The 22766-nt window shown below is 35.5% G+C and carries 18 protein-coding genes, 3 tRNA genes and 1 pseudogene; 16 read left to right on the top strand and 6 right to left on the bottom strand.

Annotated elements, in window-relative coordinates; all coding sequences use genetic code 11:
• Nucleotides 1-862 (top strand): citrate/2-methylcitrate synthase (locus tag C9E89_RS19520; RefSeq protein WP_107009892.1); only part of this gene is annotated, 862 nt, incomplete at its 5' end.
• Between the two features lie 221 nt (nt 863-1083).
• Nucleotides 1084-1946, top strand: a pseudogene (locus C9E89_RS19515) (DMT family transporter).
• 106 nt (nt 1947-2052) lie between these two features.
• Here C9E89_RS19515 and C9E89_RS19510 read toward each other — a convergent pair.
• Entirely contained in the window at nt 2053-3279 is a 1227-nt protein-coding gene (locus C9E89_RS19510) for a pyridoxal phosphate-dependent aminotransferase (RefSeq protein ID WP_107009890.1), read from the bottom strand.
• 220 nt (nt 3280-3499) lie between these two features.
• On the opposite strand from C9E89_RS19510, the gene C9E89_RS19505 reads away from it, so the two are divergent.
• The gene (locus C9E89_RS19505) at nt 3500-3682 is read left to right on the top strand and encodes a hypothetical protein (protein ID WP_107009889.1); all 183 of its coding nucleotides are present in this window, start codon (nt 3500-3502) and stop codon (nt 3680-3682) included.
• 78 nt (nt 3683-3760) lie between these two features.
• Here C9E89_RS19505 and C9E89_RS19500 read toward each other — a convergent pair whose 3' ends face one another.
• The 3 genes from C9E89_RS19500 to C9E89_RS19490 all read right to left on the bottom strand — a co-directional run bounded on the left by C9E89_RS19500 (nt 3761) and on the right by C9E89_RS19490 (nt 7617).
• Nucleotides 3761-5185 carry a sensor domain-containing diguanylate cyclase gene (locus C9E89_RS19500; protein WP_107009888.1) on the bottom strand — a complete coding sequence of 475 codons (1425 nt, stop codon included), beginning with the start codon at nt 5183-5185 and terminating at the stop codon, nt 3761-3763.
• Between the two features lie 226 nt (nt 5186-5411).
• Nucleotides 5412-6824 (bottom strand): GGDEF domain-containing protein, encoded by a 1413-nt coding sequence (locus C9E89_RS19495; protein ID WP_107009887.1) that lies wholly within the window; start codon nt 6822-6824, stop codon nt 5412-5414.
• 10 nt (nt 6825-6834) lie between these two features.
• Complete coding sequence (locus C9E89_RS19490; RefSeq protein ID WP_107009886.1) at nt 6835-7617, bottom strand: A1S_2505 family phage non-structural protein; 783 nt, start codon at nt 7615-7617, stop codon at nt 6835-6837.
• Between the two features lie 114 nt (nt 7618-7731).
• Between C9E89_RS19490 and C9E89_RS19485 the strand changes: the two genes are divergently transcribed.
• The 8 genes from C9E89_RS19485 to C9E89_RS19450 all read left to right on the top strand — a co-directional run bounded on the left by C9E89_RS19485 (nt 7732) and on the right by C9E89_RS19450 (nt 18325).
• Nucleotides 7732-8652, top strand: coding sequence for a tetratricopeptide repeat protein (locus C9E89_RS19485; protein ID WP_107009885.1), 921 nt, complete (start codon nt 7732-7734; stop codon nt 8650-8652).
• An 81-nt stretch (nt 8653-8733) separates the two neighbouring features.
• The gene (gene uvrB / locus C9E89_RS19480) at nt 8734-10755 is read left to right on the top strand and encodes an excinuclease ABC subunit UvrB (RefSeq protein WP_107009884.1); all 2022 of its coding nucleotides are present in this window, start codon (nt 8734-8736) and stop codon (nt 10753-10755) included.
• 169 nt (nt 10756-10924) lie between these two features.
• The gene (locus C9E89_RS19475) at nt 10925-11470 is read left to right on the top strand and encodes a lipocalin family protein (RefSeq protein WP_322887905.1); all 546 of its coding nucleotides are present in this window, start codon (nt 10925-10927) and stop codon (nt 11468-11470) included.
• Nucleotides 11471-11563: 93 nt separating this feature from the next.
• Nucleotides 11564-12505 (top strand): EamA family transporter RarD, encoded by a 942-nt coding sequence (gene rarD / locus C9E89_RS19470; protein WP_107009883.1) that lies wholly within the window; start codon nt 11564-11566, stop codon nt 12503-12505.
• A gap of 210 nt (nt 12506-12715) precedes the next feature.
• Nucleotides 12716-14173 carry a glyceraldehyde-3-phosphate dehydrogenase gene (locus tag C9E89_RS19465; RefSeq protein WP_107009882.1) on the top strand — a complete coding sequence of 486 codons (1458 nt, stop codon included), beginning with the start codon at nt 12716-12718 and terminating at the stop codon, nt 14171-14173.
• A 246-nt stretch (nt 14174-14419) separates the two neighbouring features.
• Nucleotides 14420-15955 (top strand): esterase-like activity of phytase family protein, encoded by a 1536-nt coding sequence (locus C9E89_RS19460; protein ID WP_107009881.1) that lies wholly within the window; start codon nt 14420-14422, stop codon nt 15953-15955.
• 73 nt (nt 15956-16028) lie between these two features.
• Nucleotides 16029-17240 (top strand): chromate efflux transporter, encoded by a 1212-nt coding sequence (chrA, locus tag C9E89_RS19455; RefSeq protein WP_107009880.1) that lies wholly within the window; start codon nt 16029-16031, stop codon nt 17238-17240.
• A 173-nt stretch (nt 17241-17413) separates the two neighbouring features.
• The gene (locus tag C9E89_RS19450) at nt 17414-18325 is read left to right on the top strand and encodes a sulfite exporter TauE/SafE family protein (protein WP_107009879.1); all 912 of its coding nucleotides are present in this window, start codon (nt 17414-17416) and stop codon (nt 18323-18325) included.
• 60 nt (nt 18326-18385) lie between these two features.
• Here the strand turns inward: C9E89_RS19450 and C9E89_RS19445 are convergent, their stop codons facing one another.
• On the bottom strand, nt 18386-19258 hold the full coding sequence (locus tag C9E89_RS19445; protein ID WP_107009878.1) for an ATP-binding protein: 873 nt from the start codon (nt 19256-19258) through the stop codon (nt 18386-18388).
• A 193-nt stretch (nt 19259-19451) separates the two neighbouring features.
• Between C9E89_RS19445 and C9E89_RS19440 the strand changes: the two genes are divergently transcribed.
• From C9E89_RS19440 to C9E89_RS19420, 5 genes are all read left to right on the top strand, one after another.
• Complete coding sequence (locus C9E89_RS19440; protein WP_107009877.1) at nt 19452-20963, top strand: DUF3336 domain-containing protein; 1512 nt, start codon at nt 19452-19454, stop codon at nt 20961-20963.
• Nucleotides 20960-21757 carry a protein kinase domain-containing protein gene (locus C9E89_RS19435; RefSeq protein ID WP_107009876.1) on the top strand — a complete coding sequence of 266 codons (798 nt, stop codon included), beginning with the start codon at nt 20960-20962 and terminating at the stop codon, nt 21755-21757. Before C9E89_RS19440 ends, C9E89_RS19435 begins: the two co-directional genes overlap by 4 nt.
• 108 nt (nt 21758-21865) lie before the next feature.
• Nucleotides 21866-21950, top strand: a tRNA-Leu gene (locus C9E89_RS19430).
• Nucleotides 21951-21989: 39 nt separating this feature from the next.
• Nucleotides 21990-22063, top strand: a tRNA-Trp gene (locus C9E89_RS19425).
• Nucleotides 22064-22093: 30 nt separating this feature from the next.
• A tRNA-Leu gene (locus C9E89_RS19420) sits at nt 22094-22178 on the top strand.
• Nucleotides 22179-22293: 115 nt separating this feature from the next.
• On the opposite strand, the gene C9E89_RS19415 is transcribed toward C9E89_RS19420, so the two are convergent.
• Entirely contained in the window at nt 22294-22497 is a 204-nt protein-coding gene (locus C9E89_RS19415; protein ID WP_065991968.1) for a hypothetical protein, read from the bottom strand.
• Nucleotides 22498-22766: the final 269 nt, after the last annotated feature.

Raw genomic sequence — 22766 nt, 5'->3', positions numbered from 1 at the left:
TGACTCACACCCAATGGATGTGATGCGTACAGGTGTTTCAATGCTCGGTAACATCGAAACTGAAAAATCATTTGACGAACAGCAAGACGTTGCAGACCGTATACTTGCAACATTACCTGCAATCATTTGCTACTGGTATCGCTACAGCCATGATGGCGTGCGTATCGAAGAAAATACCGATGATGATTCAATCGGCGCGCAATTCCTGCATTTACTTCGTGGTGAAAAGCCAAACGAATTGCATGAACAGGTCATGAATGTATCGCTGATTCTTTATGCTGAGCATGAGTTTAACGCATCGACATTCACAGCGCGTGTATGTGCTTCGACATTGTCAGACATGCACTCATGTATCACAGGTGCGATTGGTTCATTACGTGGTCCACTCCATGGCGGCGCGAACGAAGCTGCAATGGAAATGATCGAAAACTGGACATCGCCAGAAGAAGCTGAACGTGAAATGCTAGGTAAACTTGAGCGTAAAGAAAAGATCATGGGCTTTGGTCATGCGATCTACAAAGACAATGACCCACGTAATGGCATCATCAAAATCTGGTCTGAAAAATTAGCGAAAGATGTAGGTGATACGGTACTTTATCCAGTTTCAGTACGTTGTGAAGAAGTGATGTGGCGTGAGAAGAAATTATTCTGTAACGCAGATTTCTTCCATGCATCTGCATACCACTTCATGGACATCGCAACGAAACTATTTACACCAATCTTTGTGATGAGCCGTGTAACGGGCTGGGCTGCGCATGTCATGGAGCAGCGTGCAGACAACCGTATTATTCGTCCAAGTGCGGATTATACGGGTTATGAGTTACGTAAAGTGCTACCAATAGAGGAACGTGCTGTCGCTTAACGAAGTGTTTATATTTGACTAAATAATAAAATAGACTTTCCTTTTGTATGAATGCCTAATAGTATTTATTAGGTATTTTTTTATTTAATCACCTCGATATTTAAATAAAAAAACGGCAATGACGTTTTAAAACTGAAATGGATATCAGTGATATTTCAACTTATATTTTAAAGATGAGTAATCATTAAAATATAGAGAGAATAAAGCAAAAAAGGAATTTTATGTATTTTAAAATAACCATTGCAATGTTGGCTTTTGCCGCAAATTCAGTGTTATGTAGACTCGCTTTGGCACAAAATCATATTGATCCGATGAGTTTTAGTTTATTGCGTGTGGTGAGCGGCGCAGTTGTATTGGGGATTTTATTTTTATTGAGCGCGAGTCAATCAACAACAAAAATATCACTGCAATGGCGTTTTAAAGATGGTTTTTTCTCGCACTTTATATTATTGCGCTTTCAGTTGCCTATGTCAAAATTGATGCGGGAGTAGGGGCATTACTGTTATTTGGAACAGTACAATTGACCATGGTGTTTTATGGGCTTTTAAATGGCGAAAAAATTAATCTACAGAAGGGTTCTGGGTTAACCCTCGCACTTGCTGGAATTATTCTATTACTTTTACCAGATGCGCATGCACCAGATTTGCTTTACTCAATGGTGATGATCATTTCTGGTATGGCTTGGGCGGCTTATAGTATTTTAGGTAAAACTACAGAAAACTCATTTAACAGTACCTTAACCAACTTTATTGTCGCAACGCCTTTGGTATTCTTTGCAGCATTGTTTTTTTTCAAATCTATGCATTTCAATCTACAAGGAATTTTACTGGCAGTGGTTTCAGGTGGGCTGACCTCAAGCGGAGCATATATTCTTTGGTATTCGATTGTTAAAAAAATAGATCGGATTACAGCCAGTACGGTACAACTTTCAGTACCTTGTTTAGCGATATTGGGTGGTTCGTTGTTTATTGGGGAAAGTGTCAGTTTTAGAGTTATTTTGTCATCAATTATTGTGCTCTGTGGCATTCTTTTGGTGATTTTTGCAGTGTCAAAAAACAGCGCTGTAAAAGCGATACAACATTAAAATCAGAGCTTTATTCTCATCAATATTGGTGTTTTTTACTAAAAATAATAATAAAAAAACCCGCAATTTCTGCGGGTTTTTTTAAATCTGATAATTAATATTCAGATTATTTTTCAGCAGCAATAGAAGCAATCGCAGCATCTACGCCTTCAATTGAATCAGCTGCTTTTTTGATACGAGCAAGTGCATCTACAAGCACTTCATCCGCAGTTGCATAAGAAATACGCATGAAACCGCCTAAACCGAATGCATCACCAGGAACAACGGCAACACCAGTTTCTTCCAATAACCATTCAGAGAATTCTGTGCAAGATTTTAAACCTTTCGCACGGATCAATGGACGGATATTTGCATATGCATAAAATGCACCATCAGCAGGTAAACAAGAAATGCCATTGATTTCATTTAAGCCATTGACCACTAAGTCGTGACGACGTTTGAATGCTTCAATCATTGGCTCAAGTACATCTTGAGGACCATTCAATGCAGCTTCAGCAGCAACTTGTGAAATAGAAGTTGGGTTTGAAGTTGATTGTGATTGGATTTTTTTCATTGCGCCAATCAATTTAGCAGGACCCGCTGCATAGCCAATACGCCAGCCAGTCATTGCATAGGCTTTAGACACACCATTTAGAACGATCGTACGCTCATAAAGATCAGGCGCTACAGTTGCAATGTTATAGAACTCGTCATCCCAACGGATCGGTTCATACATATCATCAGAAGCGATGTAAACTTCTGGATATTTACGAAGAACTTCAGCCAAAGCTTCTAATTCAGCTTTGGTATAGATCATACCTGTAGGGTTAGATGGGCTGTTTAAAACCACTAAACGAGTTTTATCAGTAATTGCTGCTTCTAATTGAGCAGGGGTGATTTTAAAACGTTGTTCTTCACCACATTTTACAATCACTGGAACGCCTTCAGCGATGATCACCATATCTGGATAGCTTACCCAGAACGGCGCAGGAATAATCACTTCATCACCTTTGTTTAACAAAGCAAGTGCCAAGTTAAAGAAAGATTGTTTACCACCGCAAGAAACCAAAATTTGGTTTGCTGCATAGTCGAGATTATTGTCACGTTTGAATTTTGCAATAATCGCTTTTTTCAGCCCAGGCGTACCGTCAACAGCAGTGTATTTGGTGAAACCGTTATTGATTGCGGCAATTGCTGCATCTTTGATGTGTTGTGGGGTGTCGAAATCAGGTTCGCCTGCGCCCAAGCCAATCACATTCTTGCCAGCCGCTTTTAATTCAGCAGCTTTGTTAGTCACAGCAAGCGTTGGAGACGGTTTGATGGCATTTACACGATCAGAGAGACGTACGTCCACGGCAGTATTCCTTCTTATAGGGATTTAAAAATAAAAAGCACACTATCATAGCTTAAAAATAAATAAGTCGTCGTTTAAAAAGTGTGCAAATTGACTAAAAAGGCACGAAAATCCAAAATTTATGTATCAATAAAATACAAATGAGATAGACATAAGTGCAAAACTCGCATCATCTAAAAAATTTACGTACAATATGCACAGTTAAAACTGAGAAAGTCTCATGAATACCCCAAATACTCCCAAAAAAAAAGCTGTGGCAAAGTTACCTTTCCCAGTGAAACAAGCCAATGATGCCAAACCTGCCGATGAAGATGTGGAGGAGCTGCGCCCAAAACCTCAACAATATGCAGATCGGACTTGGATGCCACCTCGTGGTACTCGTCGCTCGATGGGTAAACGCTAGAAGGAACAGGCTTAAGCCTGTTTTTTTATACTTAGATTTGACCAATGAATTCTGTGTGTCTTTAAAGTTTAAATTACATTAAGCATTATAATAAGCCTGTTTCTTTTTATACATTAACTGATCGGCACGTTTAAGCATTTGTTCGACAGTTTCATTTTTCTGAATGGTTGCATAACCCAGTGCAATATAAATAGGTTGTGAAGCATAATATTGATTATCAATATGTAAGAGTTCTTCAATCGTTAATCGAAATGTTTCAACGGCTGCTTCATTTGCACCGACCATTAAAATAACAAACTCATCTCCTCCAATACGAGAAGCTGAAAAATTAGTATTGGTGATTGCTCTATTTAATATATTGCCTACGCGACGCAATAAACCATCTCCAATATCATGACCAAGTTGATCATTAATCTCTTTTAATCCATTCATGTCGATATAAATGGCTGAAATTGGGCGAACTAAACTACGTTCTAAACGGTTAATTTCTTCAGTATAAAAAGAACGATTATGTAGTTTGGTTAATACATCATGTTTTCCTAGATATTCTAAATAACTTTCTGCTTTTTTACGGGCAGTAATATCTGTTAAGGCTAATTGTACTAAACCCCAATCCTGTTCATAACCTGGAAAGACGGTAAACTGGAGTAGAACGTGGCGAATTGAGCCATCAAGTGCATAATTTATTGCTTCACGTTGATGGTGAATATTGCCATTCCAAAGTTCGATTAATTGTTCGCGAAAAGTTTGGTGCATTTCTTTAGACAAAACTTTATCTAAATTTTTAAACAGTGTTTCTTTATTTGGTGCTTTAAATAAATCTAAAGTGGCTTGGTTGACATCAAGTAAAATAATATCGTCGACACATTGATTAATAAAATCAGCATGAACATCTAAAAAAGTCACAAAATCTTCAATACCTAAAGCACGTAATTGATCAAGCCGCATTTTAACTCGACTAAAATCTTCTACCCATAATGAAGTAGGAGAATAAATAAAACGAGATTCAGCCAAACGTCGATTTTTTTCTTCTAAACGACACGCATTTTGATAATCACTAATATCTTCTGTTGTTAATAAAACACGGCTTAAATCTTGATATGCTTCAGGTAAAACAACACCTCTTAATTTCATATCAAGTCTTTTGCCTGAAATTGTATAATTTGTTGTGGTACTCGAAAATTCAGTTTGACCTTGCCACAATGCAACCAGTTCAGAAATATGCGATTGAAACATTTCTTGTTGAAAAATGACGGCTAAATTTTGACATAAATGTTCTAGATCAACTGCTTCAAATACTTCTAAAGTTTTAGGATTTACTTTAATAATTTTAATTTTATGAGCACATAAGGTAACACGACTCAAATCTTCTTCTAGAAAACTTTTTAAATCGGTAACGCCTTGGCTTTTCCATAAATCAAACTGTTTTTTGACTTCGCTATAGTCTTCCAACCACATAGGAATAGGGGATAAATCAAAAATTGATGATTCTAAAATCGCCATTTTATATTCCTAACATTTATATTGGTTGGTCAAATAATAGAGAAATATAGCATTAAATATAACGTGATAGCAAAGCTATTTATCTTTTGAAATGCATTTTATGTCACATTTTATTGGATTTATGTATATTTTATAAATTTAAAAATAAACATCAAAATTACAAAAAGTATTTTTAGAAATAGACTGAATGAATTTTGATAAATCACGTAATAAGTATTTTAAAGGATCAAGAACGGTAATTTTGATAGTACAAGTTTTTTTGCTCATACATATCAAGATCGGTCATTTTTATTAAGGTTTCGATATTGGGTTCCGTGTCAGTACAGCCTACACCATAAGCAACACTAATTAAGCTATGAGGATGTTCGATATTATCTTTAATAATATCAGCTTGAATTTGACTTAATAATTGATAAGCCATAGCTTCTGTTGCGCTAGGCATCAAAATCACAAATTCATCACCGCCTAAACGAGATACAGAATAATGCGTATTTAAGGTTGCTTGACGTAAAATATTGGCAAAGCGTTTTAATAATAAATCACCACAATGATGACCCTTTAAATCATTAATTGTTTTTAAACCATTTATATCTAAATAAATACATGCTGTTGGAAGTATTGATTCTATTTGCAGTCTTTTCACTTCAGCATTAAAGAAATTACGATTATAAAGTTGAGTGAGTTCATCATGATGACTCAGATAATGTAAATAAGTTTCTAACTCTTTACGTGCGGTAAAATCAGTATAAGCAATTTGAATGGTATCCCATGTATTTACCGCATTTGGAAAAACCATTAATTGTTCTCTCACATGAATGGATTGTTTTTCTAAAGTTTTATATTCACAATCACGCTCTAAATGAGAATGACCTTGCCATAAATGTAATAACTCATCTTGAAAATGCTGACGACTATTTTCACTAAATAAAAAATGTGTGTTTTGATCAAAATGTTGTTTATTGTTTGCCTTAAATAAGGTTAATAAAGCTTGATTGACATCAATAGAACGAACACTTTGAAAACATATACTTAAAAACTCAGGATGTTGGCTAATATATTGTTTTAAGTCGTGTATACCTTGTTGTTGTAAGCGATCAAATAATATTTTAACTGCACTATAATCCTTAACCCAAAGTGCAGTGGGTGAGTGAATAAATAATGACTCTGCAAAACGTCGAGCATTTTGATAGTCAGAAACATTTTCTGTGGTTAATAATAAACGTTCCCAACTGTCCTCATAACCAGGCATAACACTGGCTTTGAGTAAAATATCAATTTGTTTTCCTTTACAAGTAAAGTTGATTGATGGACAGACACACTGAGAATTATTTTTCCATAAAGCAACAAAGAATTTTACTTTTTCAATGCTGATTTTTTCATAATGTAAACGTGCAAAACTCAATAAAATTTCATTTAAATCCGTGGCTTCATAAAGCTCTAAAGTACTTTGGTTTACCTGAATGGTATGAATAACCATCAGGCAAGCTTGTAAACGTTCAGGGTCTTCCATTAAATATTGTTCTAAATCTTCCACACCTTCATCAGTCCATTGCTGGAAGATTTTTTTAACTTTGCTAAAGTCTTGAATCCACATCGCCATTGGAGACAAATTGAATATGGTTAAATTAACTTGCTCCATATGGATCACCTCAGCGTTTTGCTTTATTTTCTGCCTTAGGCGGCGTGATGTTTTTTTGCCCGTTCCAAATGTCAATAAAATCGCTTTCATTGAGGTGATATAACTCTAACAAAGCTAAAATGACGCCACCTAAAGTTTTAGCTGCATCACTTTGAATATCAAGTTGTAAAACATTTTTATGGCTCAGTGTATTTAAAATATCACTAATTTCATAACTACGATCACGACCATTACTATCAGTTGGATACATTGGTGTATTAATCACGATTTTAGCTAAACTTTTTTCAGCTTCTGTGAGTTGTAAATTTTGTAAAGCCTGATCCAGATCTTCACTAAAAATAATATCTTCTTGAATAAATGCGTGGAGTAAATGTTGAGTGAGTTTTGGTAAAGTTTTTTCTACAAAAGGTCTAAAAGAACTCGGAAAAATAACATTATGAGAAATACCCTTGAACATCGGGGCAATTTCTTCAACTTTATAGCCTGCAACACCACAACCTACAGCCGTAATAAAATACTTCGTTTTAGGATGATTTTTTGTATAAATTTTAAAGTCATCTACATAATGCTCAATTTGCGATAGAGGCATTTGTTGTAGATGTTCATTCATTGTGGGAATCGCAAAGCTTTGACCTGACCAACCTCGTCCCACACCTTTCATCGCACCAAAATGTAAATAGGCGATTTTTGCTGCACCGCCTTGATGTGTGCCCGCGAGATTACTGCCAAATACAAAAACCGTATCTTCAGCTAAACTTTTAATAATACTTTCATCATGATAGTGGTAAGTCATTGACTGCAATCTCGTATTGGCTTTGTTCCATGTTGCAATTGAATGCGACAATGGTCAAGTGATCCGATAAAATATTTAAAAAAATGATGATCTAAAATAACACAGGAATTATTGATGCAAAGAAATAGACATATTCTGCAAAATATCCAAGCGGGTGATTTTTTAATATTAATTGATAAAACGAAACATAAAACCTTGGGTGAGCCTATTCAAATTCAAAAAATTGAACAACTTGAGCATGCGCAACAGATACATTATGTAGGATTGTATCAAATGAGAACAGTAGAGTTCTGTAGTCATATTGACCTACTTCCTTTTGCCTCTACAGCTTCAGATTTAAAGACTTTTTATGATGACTATCGCCAATATGTGCGCAGCTTAGCAGACGCAAATGATGTCAGTGCGATGTTACATTTTGCTGAGTTAAGTTATACATGGGCATTTCATGGTATTGGAAAAACGGATACCGCTATGGGGGAAGCAAAACAGTATTATGAATTAGTCAGTGAACAGGGACAGACAGCAGAGCATGCACAAGCAAGTTATGCTTTGGCACAGATGTACTTGCGGATCATTAATCCTGATTATGATGCTTACTTTAAGCTAAATCGTGAGGGAAATTTTCAATATTATTTATTACGCAGTGCAGAACAAGGGCATTGTATTGGACAATATCAACTGGCTTATTATATAGAATATGGTGAAAAAGGCTTTCAGCAAGATGATGAGAAAGCAGTGTATTGGTATCAACAAGCGGCAAATCAAGATTATCCTCAAGCTTTGAATAATTTAGGCGATAAATATGAACGCGGTAAAGGAGTAAAACGAGATTATGCACAAGCTGTTGCCTATTATCAGCGTTCAGCAGCCTATGATATTGTAGAAGCAATTTATAATTTAGGGCGTTTATATTTACGTGGTTTAGGGGTAGAAAAAGATGAAGTGAAAGGACGTTCACTGATCATGCAAGCAGCAAGTCGATATTATAAACCTGCGCAACGCAAATTGGCGAAGTTGATTGAGCAAAATGAATAAAAAACTAAAAATGAGAAAGATTGCATCTGGAAATTTTACCCCCATAATTAAAGCTCATTATTCGGTTTTAGAAGTATTACGATGCAGGATAGTCAACCCTTTGAACTTATTACACAATATCAGCCTGCAGGGGATCAGCCGCAAGCGATTGAAAAATTAGTACATGGTGTCAATCAAGGCTATCATGATCAACTTTTGCTCGGTGTTACAGGTTCGGGTAAAACCTATACTATGGCAAATGTCATTGAACAAACACAACGCCCAACGATTGTGATGGCGCACAATAAAACCTTAGCTGCGCAGCTCTATGGCGAGTTCAAAGCATTTTTTCCAAACAATGCTGTGGAATATTTCGTGAGTTACTATGATTATTATCAACCCGAAGCTTATGTTCCATCGTCAGATACATTTATTGAAAAAGACTCCGCCATTAATGACCATATTGACCAAATGCGTTTGTCTGCTACTCGTGCATTATTAGAGCGTCGTGATTGTATTATTGTCGCATCAGTATCTGCAATTTATGGTCTTGGTGATCCCAATGCATATATGAGCATGTTATTACATGTCGTACAGGGGGATCGACTGCATCGTGATGAAATTATTCGACGCTTAGTTGAAATGCAATATACCCGTAACGAGTTAGAGTTTCTAAGAGCAACTTATCGTATTCGTGGTGATATTATTGATATTTTCCCTGCTGAATCTGACCAACATGCAATACGCATTGAGTTGTTTGATGATGAAGTCGATTCTATTCGATGGTTTGACCCAATTACAGGCAAAATGGTACGTAAAGTGCCACGTGTAACGATTTACCCAAAAAGTCACTATGTTACGCCTAAAGATAATTTACAAAGAGCCATTGGTACAATTCAAGAAGAACTCAAAGAGCGTTTAGTTTTTTTCCGTGAAAATGATAAATTGCTCGAAGCTCAGCGCATTGAGCAACGCACCCGTTATGACTTAGAGATGATGCAACAGCTCGGTTATACCAATGGTATTGAAAACTATTCACGGCATTTATCTGGTCGACCTGAAGGTGCTGCACCGCCGACTTTATTTGATTATTTACCTGAAGATGCTTTATTGCTGATTGATGAATCACATGTCACTGTGCCGCAAATCGGCGCAATGTATAAAGGAGATCGTTCTCGTAAAGAAAATTTAGTGAATTATGGTTTTCGCCTACCGAGTGCTTTGGATAATCGTCCAATGAAATTTGAAGAATGGGAGCGTCTTGTACCGACAACAATTTATGTGAGTGCAACGCCTGCAAGATATGAACTCGAAAAATCTGAGCAAGTCGTTGAACAAGTGGTACGTCCAACAGGCTTGATTGATCCTGAAATTGAAATTCGTCCAGTCTTAACACAAGTAGATGATGTGTTATCTGAGATTAATATCCGCAAAGATTTAAATGAACGTGTTTTGGTGACGACATTAACCAAACGTATGGCAGAAGACTTAACGTCCTATCTTAAAGAATATGGTATTAAAGTCGCTTATTTACACTCTGATATTGATACTGTGGAGCGCACGAAAATTATTCATGAGCTACGTTCAGGTGTACATGATGTTCTGGTGGGAATTAACTTATTAAGAGAAGGTTTAGATATGCCTGAAGTTTCTTTAGTTGCAATTTTAGATGCAGATAAAGAAGGCTTTTTACGCTCTGAACGCTCTCTGATTCAGACCATTGGTCGTGCAGCACGAAATATTAAAGGTAAAGCAATTTTATATGCTGACCGCATTACTGATTCAATGCAAAAAGCAATGGATGAAACAGAGCGTCGACGTAATAAACAAATCGAATTTAACCTTTTACATGGCATTACACCGCGTAGTGCAGTACGTCAAGTCAGTAAAGATATTGATACAGGCGAGCTTTTAAATGATGAGCAAATTGAGGTAAAACTTGATGAACAGGCGCAAGCATTAACGGCAGATGAGCAACACCTCTTGTCTGATCCAAAACTGCTTGCTAAGCATTTAGCAAAACTTGAAAAAGAAATGTTAAAAGCATCAAAAGAACTACAATTTGAGCAAGCGGCACGTTTACGTGATGAAATCGTACGCTTAAAAGCGCGCATGTTACAATAGTTGAACTTAGAAAGGCTGGGATTGTGGCTTATATTTAATTTAAAGATACATAAAGCTACAATTCTGGCTTAAATTTATGATTATTTTAATAATTATAAATGCAAAAAGTGAGGGGAAATGGGTGAGTTTAATGAAAAAAATACCCAAGTGGATCCATAAAAATAGCCAAATGATACAAAGAAACTTGTTGTTTACAATGAGTATTTTTGTTGCGATACCGAGTTATGCCGAAGACCGTTCACTTGCCACAGTACCCCGTGTTGAACTTGATAAATATCTTGGGCTTTGGTATGAGGTTGCACGTAAGCCTATGTATTTTCAAAGAGAATGTGCAAAAGACGTCACCGCACGTTATACCATCAATGAATATGGAAATGTTGAGGTAGATAATCGTTGTATTGATCAGCAAGGCAACCAATTACGTTCAATTGGTGAAGGTTTTGTAATGAATGATCCTTATAACTCAAAAATTAAAGTCAGTTTTTTACCTGAGGCAGTGCGTTGGATGCCATTTGGACGAGGAGATTATTGGATTTTAAAAATAGATCCACATTATCAAATGGCTTTAGTTGGAGAACCGAAGCGTAAATATTTATGGATTTTGTCACGAAACCCTCATCCTGATGAAAATAAAGTCACCGAATATTTACGTTATGCGCAAACGCTTGGTTTTAGTGTGAAAGATTTAATCCGTTCAGAACAGACAGAACCTTAGATGAGTTTTTGAATGATATTTATACTTGAATTTTCAAATACATTTAAGGAAATATGCTTATAATACCTCTGTAAAATTATGTAGAGATGGCAGATGTTTAAAGGTGTTGCATTATCCGTTTTGGCATCAGTCACTTTCGGCGTTTTATATTTTTATACTCAACTTTTATACCCATTCGATCATCAGCAAACATTTGGCTGGCGTATTATCGCGACGTTGCCTTTTCTAAGTTTATTCATGTTTTATAGTGGTGATTGGACACATGTCAAAACCATAGGGCAACGTATCCTGCAAAAACCTGCATTATTACTCATTTTAATGCTGACTTCTGCTTTGACTTGCTTTCAGCTCTGGCTATTCTTATGGGGACCTATGAATGGGCGTGGCTTACAAGTTTCTCTTGGTTATTTTTTATTACCTTTATTTTTGGTACTCATGGGCAGTATTTTCTTCAAAGAAAAACTGTCTAAATTACAGCTCTTAGCGGTGTCATTTGCGGTTGTTGGTGTTGCACATGAAATTTGGCGTTTAGGCAGTATTGCATGGGAAACGATGTCCGTTGCAGTGGGATATTCTCTTTATTTTTTAATTCGTAAACGTATTCATACCGATAACCTTGGTGGGTTCTGGTGGGATATCTTAATTTGTATGCCTGTCGCAATTTATTTGGTACAAATGGCAGATGCACCATTGAGTATGTTTGTCGGACATTGGTATTTGTGGCTTGTTGTGGCAGGTTTGGGGCTGTTGAGTGCAATTGGTTTAGGTAGTTATATTTTAGCAAGCCGCTATTTGCCTTTGGTTTTATTTGGTTTATTGAGTTATTTAGAACCTGTTTTGTTGGCGTTGGCTTCTTTTGCACTTGGAGAGAGTATTGGTCAAGATGAATGGTTGACCTATATTCCCATTTGGTGTGCTGTTGGTATTCTTGTGATTGAAGGAAGTTTGCATCTTTATACGCAAAAGCGTAATCGACAAAAACTACAACGAAATACACAAAAAATGAAACAACGCATTGAAAATGAAAAGTCTTAACCATGCAATTTTTGGATCATCAATATGTTGTTGCATGATCTAATCTAGAAATCATCGAAATAATTATACATATTTTGTAAATTTATAGTGAATATAGGGCAAAAAGTCCTTTGCTTGAGCAGCTTTCGATTCATTCTTTGTTAGAATTCCATTACAATACTAGGGTTTTTTAAACTTAGTCTAGATATACATAAAATAGAGGACGTATCTGTGAGCAAAGACACTATCATCGCCCTACACGCAGAGCACCAAGGTCGCTGGAAAAACCGTGAAGAAATCGCGGAACGTATGATTGCATTAATCGGTCAATTATACCGTGAAAAAAACATTGTGACTTCTGTTTACGGTCGTTCTTTAGTGAACCGTTCAGTAATTCAAATTTTAAAAGCACACCGTCGTACACGTATGATGGATGTTGAACTTTCTGTTGTTAACACGTTCCCTCTTTTAGAAGCGTTGGCTAAACTTGAGAATATCGGTTCTGCAGAAGTTGATTTAGGTAAACTTGCTGTTGAATATAAAGAAAAAGGCGGCGATGTTGATGCATTTGTTGCTCAAGCAGTTCAATCTTTAGAAGGTCGTCCTGCTCTTGTTGAGCCTAAAGATGTTGTGCTTTACGGTTTTGGTCGTATCGGTCGTATTTTAGCGCGTTTAATCATTAGCCAATCAGGTTTGGGTCGTGGTTTAAACCTTAAAGCGATTGTAGTTCGTAAATCTTCTGATGGTGACTTGGAAAAACGTGCGTCTTTATTACGTCGTGACTCAATTCATGGTCCATTTGCAGGTACAATTTCTGTAGATGAAGAAAATGAAGCAATCATTGCAAATGGTAACTTCATCAAAGTAATTTATGCTTCTAGCCCAGCTGAAGTAGATTATACAGCTTATGGAATCGATAACGCATTAGTGATCGATAACACAGGTAAATGGCGTGATATCGACGGTTTGACTCAACACCTTCAATGCGCTGGCGTTGGTCGTGTTGTATTGACTGCACCTGGTAAAGGTGACATGAAAAACGTTGTGTTTGGTGTAAACCAAGCAGATATCTTAGATGAAGATAAAATCATCTCTGCTGCAAGCTGTACAACAAACGCAATCACACCAGTATTAAAAGTGTTAGAAGACAAATACAAAGTGATCAATGGTCACGTTGAAACTGTTCACTCTTTCACAAACGACCAAAACTTAATTGATAACTATCATAAAGCGGATCGTCGTGGTCGTGCTGCAACATTGAACATGGTTATTACTGAAACTGGTGCTGCTAAAGCGGTTGCAAAAGCATTACCACAGTTACAAGGTAAATTGACAGGTAACTCAGTACGTGTTCCTACACCAAACGTTTCATTGGCTATTCTTAACTTAACACTTGAGAAAGAAGTTGATCGTGAAGAAGTGAACGAATACATTCGTCAAATTTCGATCCATTCAAACCTTCAAGGTCAAATTGGTTATACCAACTCGACTGAAGTTGTATCTTCTGACTTTATTGGTTCACGTACAGCAGGTGTGTTTGATGCGCAAGCAACAATCACTTCGGGTAACCGTTTAACTGCTTATGTTTGGTACGATAACGAAGTAGGTTATAGCTGCCAAGTTTTACGTATCGCTGAACAAATGTGTGGCGTAAGCTACCCGAAAGTTCCTGCTGAAACAAATGCATAATTTGTAAGTCGCAGTAAAAAGAGCTTCATTTGAAGCTCTTTTTTATTCTAAAAAATAAAAAACATGAAAATTATATTGGATTCATGATGAAATGGTTGACTTAAATTTATGCATCTTATGCGCTTTTAGACGCTATTTTTAGGCTTAAAAGAATTGATTTTTATCATTTTAAATCTACATTTTTCATGGTTTTGTCATTGAAGCAGCTTAGCATCAAAGCTCATTTTAGCCATATGAAAAACAACAATGAAATATCAATATTTAGCTTTATCTATAATGACTGCCAGTGTATTGGTTGGCTGTGGAAATGATAAAGACAATACAACTGAACTTCCAACAAACTCAAAGCAAGTTTTAACATTAGAACAACCCCTTCAGTTTGGAGATCAAAATTGTCGTTTTGGTGGTACGGTAAAATTCTCTGGATTAGATTTAAATAATAATAAAAAGCTAGAGACTGATGAAATTCAAAAAACAGAAAATAATTGTATTACGCAGAATTTATTTGCTCATGGTGTACATTTGAATTATGAGCTTATGGATATTAAAGGAATTGTCGATGGTGCAAAAGCTGGAAACTTTATTGAGTTTCGTCGAGGTGGATTTGGTTCAGATTTAGTTGCTCATCCAACGCATAAAAATCAATATTATGCTTTGACAGACCGAGGACCAAATGCAGATTTTAACTTGAATAAAGACAACGGAAAAATGTTTCCAGATCCTTCATATACACCACGTATAGGTTTGTTTGAAGTGCAAACAGATGGAACTGTGAAAAAAATAAAAGAAATTTTACTCAAAGATCGTACAGGTAAAAATATTACAGGTTTGCCAAATCTTAATTTTGGTTCAACTAAAGAAGCAGCTTATGATATTTATGGAAAGTTACTAAAACAACAAACGGATGAATATGGTTTAGACCCCGAAGGTTTAGTGGCACTTGCAGATGGAACTTTTTGGGTATCTGATGAATATGGTCCACATATTGTGCATTTTGATGCAAATGGTCAAGAGCTTGATCGAATAAATGCTTTTACTGATGATACACGTCGTATAGGCGGTTATATTTTACCTGCTGAGTTTGCGAAACGTCGCCCAAATCGTGGTATGGAGGGATTAACCGTTACACCTGACGGGAAAACATTGGTAGGCATTATGCAATCGACTATGGATAATCCAAACAATAGTGTGAATAAGTCGGATTTGACTCGTATAGTCAGCATTGATTTAGTCACGAAAAAAGTAAAACAGTATTTATATAAGCAAGAAGGTGGTACCAAAGCATATTCAAACTCTGCGATTACTGCGTTAAGTAATACTTCATTTTTAGTACTAGAACGTGATGGAGATTTTTATAAAGATAATCAAAATGCTTTTAAACGTGTTTATAAAATTGATTTACGCCAAGCAACGAATTTAGAAGAAGTTAAGGAAAATAACCAAATTAAACAAGATGAAAAACTGGGTTTAACGATTGATGGGAAAACTTTAGAACAATATGTTTTAGATGAAGGTTGGCAAGGTTTAACTGCTTTAAATATTATTGCACCAAATAAAACTTTGGTACTGGATATGAATAAACAAGTAAAATTTCCACATGATAAAATGGAAGGGCTATGGCTGATTGACCAAGAACGTTTAGGTTTAATTAATGATGATGATTTTTCATTATGGGTAAATAATGGCGCGCTTGAACAAAAATATTTAGATCAAGATAAAAAAGTTATTGATACGAATACTTTATATATTATCGACCATTTAGATTTAAAACCAATTCCATAAAATATAAAAATAACCAGAGTTTGATTCATTAAAAACTCTGGTTTTAATAAGTGACTTGTGATTATAAACTGATATGAATACAGCTAAATTAACAAACTATCATATTTTTATTACTTTTTTAAAATTGGGCTGTATTGGTTTTGGTGGTCCTGCAGCACATTTGGTTTTATTTCATAATATTTTAATCAAAAAAATGCGTTGGTTAGATGAAGCACAATATTATCAAATATTAGCTTTGGCTCAAATTTTACCAGGACCAACCAGTAGTCAAGTTGGAATAAGTATTGGTTATCTTAAAAATGGTTATTTAGGCGCTTTTTGTGCTTGGTTGGGTTTTACTTTACCTTCTGCCTTGTTGATGGCGAGTTCAGCATTATTTGGGCAATATATTTTTAACACATTGAATAATATATTTTTTCATGTTATTCAACTCATTGTTTTGTCAGTGGTTGTTTGGGCGTTTTGGCAAATGTTAACCACTTTATGTCATCAGTTCTGGCAATACATTTTGCTGATTTTTTCAGCAGTTTTTATTTATACTGTGCCTATGGCGATGAATCAATTCATTGTGATTTTTATTGCGGCTCTCGTTGGTGGGTTTTTAGCAAAAGAGCAGCATCAAAAAGAAATTTTTTTAAAAGACTCTGAAGCTAAACTAACTGCTATAAAAAATTCTAAAGCTTATATTTGGCTATTCATTTTTATTATGCCTTTTTTCTGCTTTCCACTATTTAATCATTTTTCTCCTTCGGTTTTAATACAAAGTGTCGAAGGTTTTTATCAATCCGCTTCTTTAGTTTTTGGCGGTGGGCATGTTATTTTGCCATTACTGCATCAAGAATTTGTGAGTACAGGGTTAATTTCAAATGATAAATTTGATTTAGGTTATGCTTTGGTGCAATTCGTACCTGGTCCATTATTTAGTTTTTCTAGTTATTTGGGTGCATTATTACCTTTAACATCCTCAGTCACTTTGAATATTATTATTGCAAGTTTTATTATATTTGTGCCTTCATTTTTTTTGGTATTTGGTACTTTGCCATATTGGTCATGGCTAATGAGGCAAAAAATAATCTATAAGTCTTTGCAAGGTATAAATGCAGCAGTGGTTGGTTTGTTATTGTGTTTAATTTATCAAATGTCTGAAAAATATATTATTCAAAGCACTGATATTATTTTTGTTATTATTTTAATTTTTTTACTAAAAATGAAATTTCCTGTTTGGTTGGTTTTATTATCTACTTTTTTCACTTATTACTTTTATTTAAACCATTATATTATGTGATTTTTTGCTGAAGATGATGGTTTAAATATTTAATTCTTAATTTAAAAATTCTAATTTTTCAAAAATTTAAAACTTAAATTACTCAAAAAGCTAAACTTATCTATTTTTAATTATTTATAAAAACTAAATAAAAGTGAAAAATATCTGAGTTGAATAACGAAAAGAGAAAAATAATGACTGAATTGACAACAACAGAAAGCGAAAACCGACAAATACCATTTAAGAAAATTATCATTTCCATATTTGTTGTTATCGTGACGATATTTGTAGCGATTGCTGTATTTAGTAATCTTTATCCAGTGCAATCACAAAGTATCACTCAGACTTTACAAGAAGGGTTTTCTAGCAAAAGCTTTTGGACTGCGGCAGGCGTTGGCTTATTTGCTCAAGTCGTAGATGGAGCTTTAGGGATGGCTTATGGTGTAACCGCCAGTACTTTTTTATTGTCCACAGGTGTGCCACCTGCTGCTGCTTCAGCATCTGTGCATATTGCTGAAGTATTTACTACGGGCTTTTCAGGGCTGTCACATTGGAAATTAGGCAATATTAACAAAGCCTTGTTTAAGCGCTTGGTGATTCCTGGTGTTATTGGGGCGGTGATAGGTGCTTATTTATTAACAAATATTGATGGAAATGTCATTAAACCTTTCATTTCAGGATATTTATTGTTAATGGGAATTTATATTTTAATCAAAGCCTTTAAAACGATACGCATTAAGACAGATCCTCCAACCTATGTTGCGCCTTTAGCAGTAACAGGAGGCTTCATGGATGCGATTGGGGGTGGAGGTTGGGGACCAGTCGTCACAACATCTTTAGTTGGTAGTGGGCAAGACCCTAGGACAACCATTGGCTCAGTCAATGCAGCAGAGTTTTTCTTGGCAATTGCTGGAGGGGCTGCTTTTGCTTTATTTGGTGGTTTTACTCACTGGACAGTCATTGCAGGTTTAGTCATCGGTGGTTTATTTGCTGCACCTATTGCTGCTGTATTATGTGCAAAATTACCTGCTCGTACACTGATGATAGTAGTGGGAATCTTGATTTCATTATTAAGTATTTATAATTTATACAAAGCCTTAGCTTAGTTTTTGGTCTTGGCATTGAAGAAACTCAATGCCAATTTATTTGATTTTATACAAAACGCCTTAAATATTTTTTAAACGTTCAGATCCAATCCAATGTTTAGAAAACTGATAAGCTGCTCGTCCAGAACGCTGCCCACGACTTTGACACCAACGTAAAGCCTCTGCACGAGTTTCCGCTGTAAATGGCATATTTTCTTTCGCCAAATAGTGCTCTACAATTTCTAAATATAAATTTTGATCCATTGGATAGAAGGATAACCACAGCCCAAAACGGTCTGACAGAGAAATTTTCTCTTCGATTGCTTCTTGTGGATGTAACTCTTTATATTGTGGGACATCAACTTTAGTCACAGGTGTATTTTCATGCATAAACTCAGGAAGTAAATGACGACGATTACTGGTTGCATAAATAATGAAATTACTTGAACCTGATTGTAATGAACCATCTAAAACACTTTTTAAACTACGATAATTTTCATCTTCTGCGTTAAATGCTAAATCGTCACAATAAACAATAAATTTTTCAGGACGATGCTGGATTGCTTTTTGGATTTCAGGTAATTCAGATAAATCATCACGTTCAATTTCAATTAAACGTAAGCCTTGTTCATGGTATTGCGTTAATAAAGCCCGCACAATGGAGGATTTTCCTGTGCCACGTGAGCCTGTGAGTAAAATATCATTGGCAGGTAATCCATGTAAAAATTGTTCTGTATTTTGTAAAATTTTGGCTGTTTGGCGCTCAATACCTTTTAAATCTTCCAATAAAATCGCTTTAGGTTGGTAGATTGGTTTGAGTTGTTTATCTTGCCAACGATAGGCAGGTGCAGAAAAATCCGTTTCTTGTCGAGGTTCGGGAAGAACTTGTTTTAACTGTTCAAGTACAACGGATAAAGATTGGATTAAATGATCAGGTAAATCAAGAGTTGCCATAAGAGTTCGCTAATAATTAACAGTTTGGATTGATGTTAACATGTGCATCATCTCAGTGTTTATTTTATGCAATGAAAATGATCATCTGAGCCAAAAAATAGTTGTTTTGAGTAATTGCTTATACGTTGATTATTCAGCATAGTAACCTGATTAGATACTCTATTTAGAGTGGTATTAAAGGATAATGCGACAGATGAAAATAGAATTTAAACATGACTTTAATCCGCATCAAGCATATCGAATTAAAAAGTTAAAAAGACAACTGGCACAAGCTGAAAATTATGAGGAATGGAAATCCACAGCTTTAAAGTTAGATGAAGAAAGTGGAACGCAAGAGTGGAAATATGACAATAGTTCCCCTTATTTTGATGCTCAGATTATTTCCCATCGTTTAAATATTTTACGTCGCTACCGTCATCAGAAGCGTACCGCTGATCTTATTTATATTTTAAGTGAAGGTTTAAGCCATGATATTGCAAATATCGCCCATCCTTTGTTGTTCACAGAAACGTATGTTGGCACTAAAAAAATTATTGAAGATTATGTTGAAGAAGTAAGTCAAAGTCTCGCTTTTATTGCATCCGTGGCATGTGAGGATCTGAGTCTCGTTGAGAAAATTGAATTTTTTACCAACTGTGAAAAAGTATATGGTCAACCTGCGATGATGTTTTCTGGTGGTGCAACATTAGGTTTATTTCATACAGGTGTTTGTAAGGCATTGATGGAGCAAGATTTACTGCCAAAAGTACTGTCAGGTTCGAGTGCTGGTGCAATTATGACAGCAATGCTTGGTGTTTCAGAGCAAAGTGAAGTCCCTAATATTTTGTCTGGTGAACATTTTTATAGTGAGGCTTTTCATTTTCGAAGCCTACGAGAGTTAGTCCGAGGTAATGGCGGTTTTGCTGATGTTAAATATTTAAAGAAGTTTTTGATTGAAAATTTGGGTGATTTTACTTTTGAGGATGCTTATAAAAAATCAGGTTTAGATATTAATATTAGTGTTGCACCCTATAACGCTTCACATGAAGATGCACGTATTATGAATAAATATACAGCACCTGATTTATTGGTGTGGAGTGCAGTTTTAGCGTCTTGTGCTGTTCCTATTTTATTTCCACCTGTACGTTTGACAGGGAAGCGTTATGATTCAGTGCATACGCCTTATTTAGCGAGTACACGTTGGGTTGATGGTAGTGTACGTAGTGATTTCCCTCAAGAGAAAATGTCTCGTTTGTATAATATCAACTACACGATTGCCAGTCAGGTCAATCCGCATATCGTACCATTTATGCAAACAGATGTTGAACGTTTTAGAACGGATTTATTAAGTTGGCCTGAGCGAATCGTTCGTAAACATGGCAAAACGATCGCGATGGATGTGATGGACTTTACTCGAGACCGAATGGGACGTATTCCCACTGTACGCAGATTGCTAGAACATGGTTATGGCATCATAGATCAGCGTTATTATGGTGATGTTAATATTATTGGAAATTATAGTTTCAAACATTATCAATATATGTTGCAGAACCCTCGACCAGAACTTTTTCAATTATTGCAACGTGAAGGTGAGCGTGCAACTTGGCCTAAAATTTCAAGTATAGAAACACATGCACGTATTGGTAAAACCATTCAACACTGCTTAGAGCTGTTAAATTTTAATTTGAAAAATAAAGTGAATACTACGCAGAAAGTAGAAGCATGAACATCAAATCATTGGGTACAGCGATAAATTCCACTCGCAGCCAAAGTTTCGGGCGGAGAGTTTATTGTATAGAAAGTACAACAGGTAAATATTGGGTTAAGCAACAACTTGCTCATGTGAATGCGGAATATGAACGTGGTTTTTTAAATGAACTAGAGATATATCGCCGTTTGAATGCTTTAGAATCTCCTGATCATTCATTTTTAAGCAACTTTTCAATTACGCAGGCGATGAGTTCTAATAAATCTTCGGTACTTTTATTGAGTGATTCGTTAAACTTACAAGATGCAGCAGCACTTTTTGCAGAAAATTCATTAGAGCTACAATTTTCTCAAGTGATCTGTATTTTAAAGCAGAGTTTAGATGTCTTGGAAAATTTACATGAATTAGGTTTTATTCATGGTGATTTAAAGGTTGAGCATTTTCGACAACAATCAGAACGCTTGTGTTTAATTGATTTTGAGCAGACATGTCATCTTGATGATGTAAAGCATATGCAAAATACAGCGACACCACGTTATATGGCGCCAGAATTATTTCATGCACAACCTAAATCAGTGCAAACAGATCTTTATGCTTTAGGAATTATTTGGTTGGAATGGTTAACCCAAGAAAAGTTGCAAGCAAAAAGTTATCAAGATTGGGCTTTTTTGCATTGTCAGGACTTAAAAATAGAATTGGTACCTAAATTTTATGCTTTAAATGAGATATTAAATTTATTGCTCATGAAAAAAAAGCAGGCGCGTTGTACAAATATTTATCAAATAAAACAACTATTAAGCAAAATTGGCTAAAGAAAAAGCAGGGAAGTGTATTTTTGTTTTATATTTAAGCAAACGAGTGTTTTTTTCAAAAAAAGGACTTGTCAGATCATAATGATCTCTATAATATACACAGCCATTGGGGACGTGGCGAAATTGGTAGACGCACTGGATTTAGGTTCCAGCGCCGCAAGGTGTGAGAGTTCGAGTCTCTCCGTCCCCACCAACAATTATTAAGTTGTCTGAAAACTTAATAATTTGTGATAGAGGATTGGTGTAATGGTAGCATGACGGTCTCCAAAACCGTTCGTCAAGGTTCGAGTCCTTGATCCTCTGCCAACTTATTAGCCATTAAATTGGTGTTTATTCGGGGACGTGGCGAAATTGGTAGACGCACTGGATTTAGGTTCCAGCGCCGCAAGGTGTGAGAGTTCGAGTCTCTCCGTCCCCACCATATTCAAAAGGAGCAAGATTTTAAATCTTGCTTTTTTTATGTCTGGAATTTAGGAATAAAAATTTTAGGCACCCATAAGGATGCCTGATTTCTCTTTTCTAATAAAAAAAGAAATTTATGCTTTTAAATGATCTTCGAATTCTTCACCTAATTGAAATGCAAGATTGTTTCCTGCAAGGTCACATGTCACTAAACCGTATTCTTTTTTAAAACTAAATGTGAAACCTTTACCATCAGCTAAATTTTTAACAGAGTAACCTAACTTTTCTAACCAAATACGAAATGCGATAAGATTTTTTGCTTTAACAACCTTTTTCATGAAGATGCTCCTGAATTCCTGTCTATAAAAATTAATAGGGATGGTCGATAAATTTTTAAAGGGCAAAATAATAAAATAATTTTTTTATAACAATTTTTGATCAAGTTTAAAAGTGAGTTTTTTGTTTACAGTACAAATTTCATTATCAAATACATAGTTGATTTTTATCTATGTGTTTGATAATAATTGATTTAACTGTAAGTTATTACAGTTTAGTTGAGCCATATTGAAATAATTTGAAAAACTCTAATATAAATCTGAATTTTCTC

This window comes from Acinetobacter sichuanensis, from assembly GCF_003024515.2.
Lineage (GTDB): Bacteria > Pseudomonadota > Gammaproteobacteria > Pseudomonadales > Moraxellaceae > Acinetobacter > Acinetobacter sichuanensis.
The sequence above is the reverse complement of the archived record's forward strand: the minus strand, read 5'-3'. Positions and strand labels throughout refer to the sequence as shown.

Bases quoted from the DNA above. Each gene is read 5' to 3' on its own strand.
- C9E89_RS19500 (WP_107009888.1), bottom strand. From the start codon at position 5,185: ATGGCGATTTTAGAATCATCAATTTTTGATTTATCCCCTATTCCTATG.
- C9E89_RS19435 (WP_107009876.1), top strand. From the start codon at position 20,960: ATGAACATCAAATCATTGGGTACAGCGATAAATTCCACTCGCAGCCAA.
- chrA (WP_107009880.1), top strand. From the start codon at position 16,029: ATGAATACAGCTAAATTAACAAACTATCATATTTTTATTACTTTTTTA.
- C9E89_RS19485 (WP_107009885.1), top strand. From the start codon at position 7,732: ATGCAAAGAAATAGACATATTCTGCAAAATATCCAAGCGGGTGATTTT.
- rarD (WP_107009883.1), top strand. From the start codon at position 11,564: ATGTTTAAAGGTGTTGCATTATCCGTTTTGGCATCAGTCACTTTCGGC.
- C9E89_RS19415 (WP_065991968.1), bottom strand. From the start codon at position 22,497: ATGAAAAAGGTTGTTAAAGCAAAAAATCTTATCGCATTTCGTATTTGG.
- C9E89_RS19475 (WP_322887905.1), top strand. From the start codon at position 10,925: ATGATACAAAGAAACTTGTTGTTTACAATGAGTATTTTTGTTGCGATA.
- C9E89_RS19445 (WP_107009878.1), bottom strand. From the start codon at position 19,258: ATGGCAACTCTTGATTTACCTGATCATTTAATCCAATCTTTATCCGTT.
- uvrB (WP_107009884.1), top strand. From the start codon at position 8,734: ATGCAGGATAGTCAACCCTTTGAACTTATTACACAATATCAGCCTGCA.
- C9E89_RS19505 (WP_107009889.1), top strand. From the start codon at position 3,500: ATGAATACCCCAAATACTCCCAAAAAAAAAGCTGTGGCAAAGTTACCT.
- C9E89_RS19490 (WP_107009886.1), bottom strand. From the start codon at position 7,617: ATGACTTACCACTATCATGATGAAAGTATTATTAAAAGTTTAGCTGAA.
- C9E89_RS19450 (WP_107009879.1), top strand. From the start codon at position 17,414: ATGACTGAATTGACAACAACAGAAAGCGAAAACCGACAAATACCATTT.
- C9E89_RS19440 (WP_107009877.1), top strand. From the start codon at position 19,452: ATGAAAATAGAATTTAAACATGACTTTAATCCGCATCAAGCATATCGA.
- C9E89_RS19460 (WP_107009881.1), top strand. From the start codon at position 14,420: ATGAAATATCAATATTTAGCTTTATCTATAATGACTGCCAGTGTATTG.
- C9E89_RS19495 (WP_107009887.1), bottom strand. From the start codon at position 6,824: ATGGAGCAAGTTAATTTAACCATATTCAATTTGTCTCCAATGGCGATG.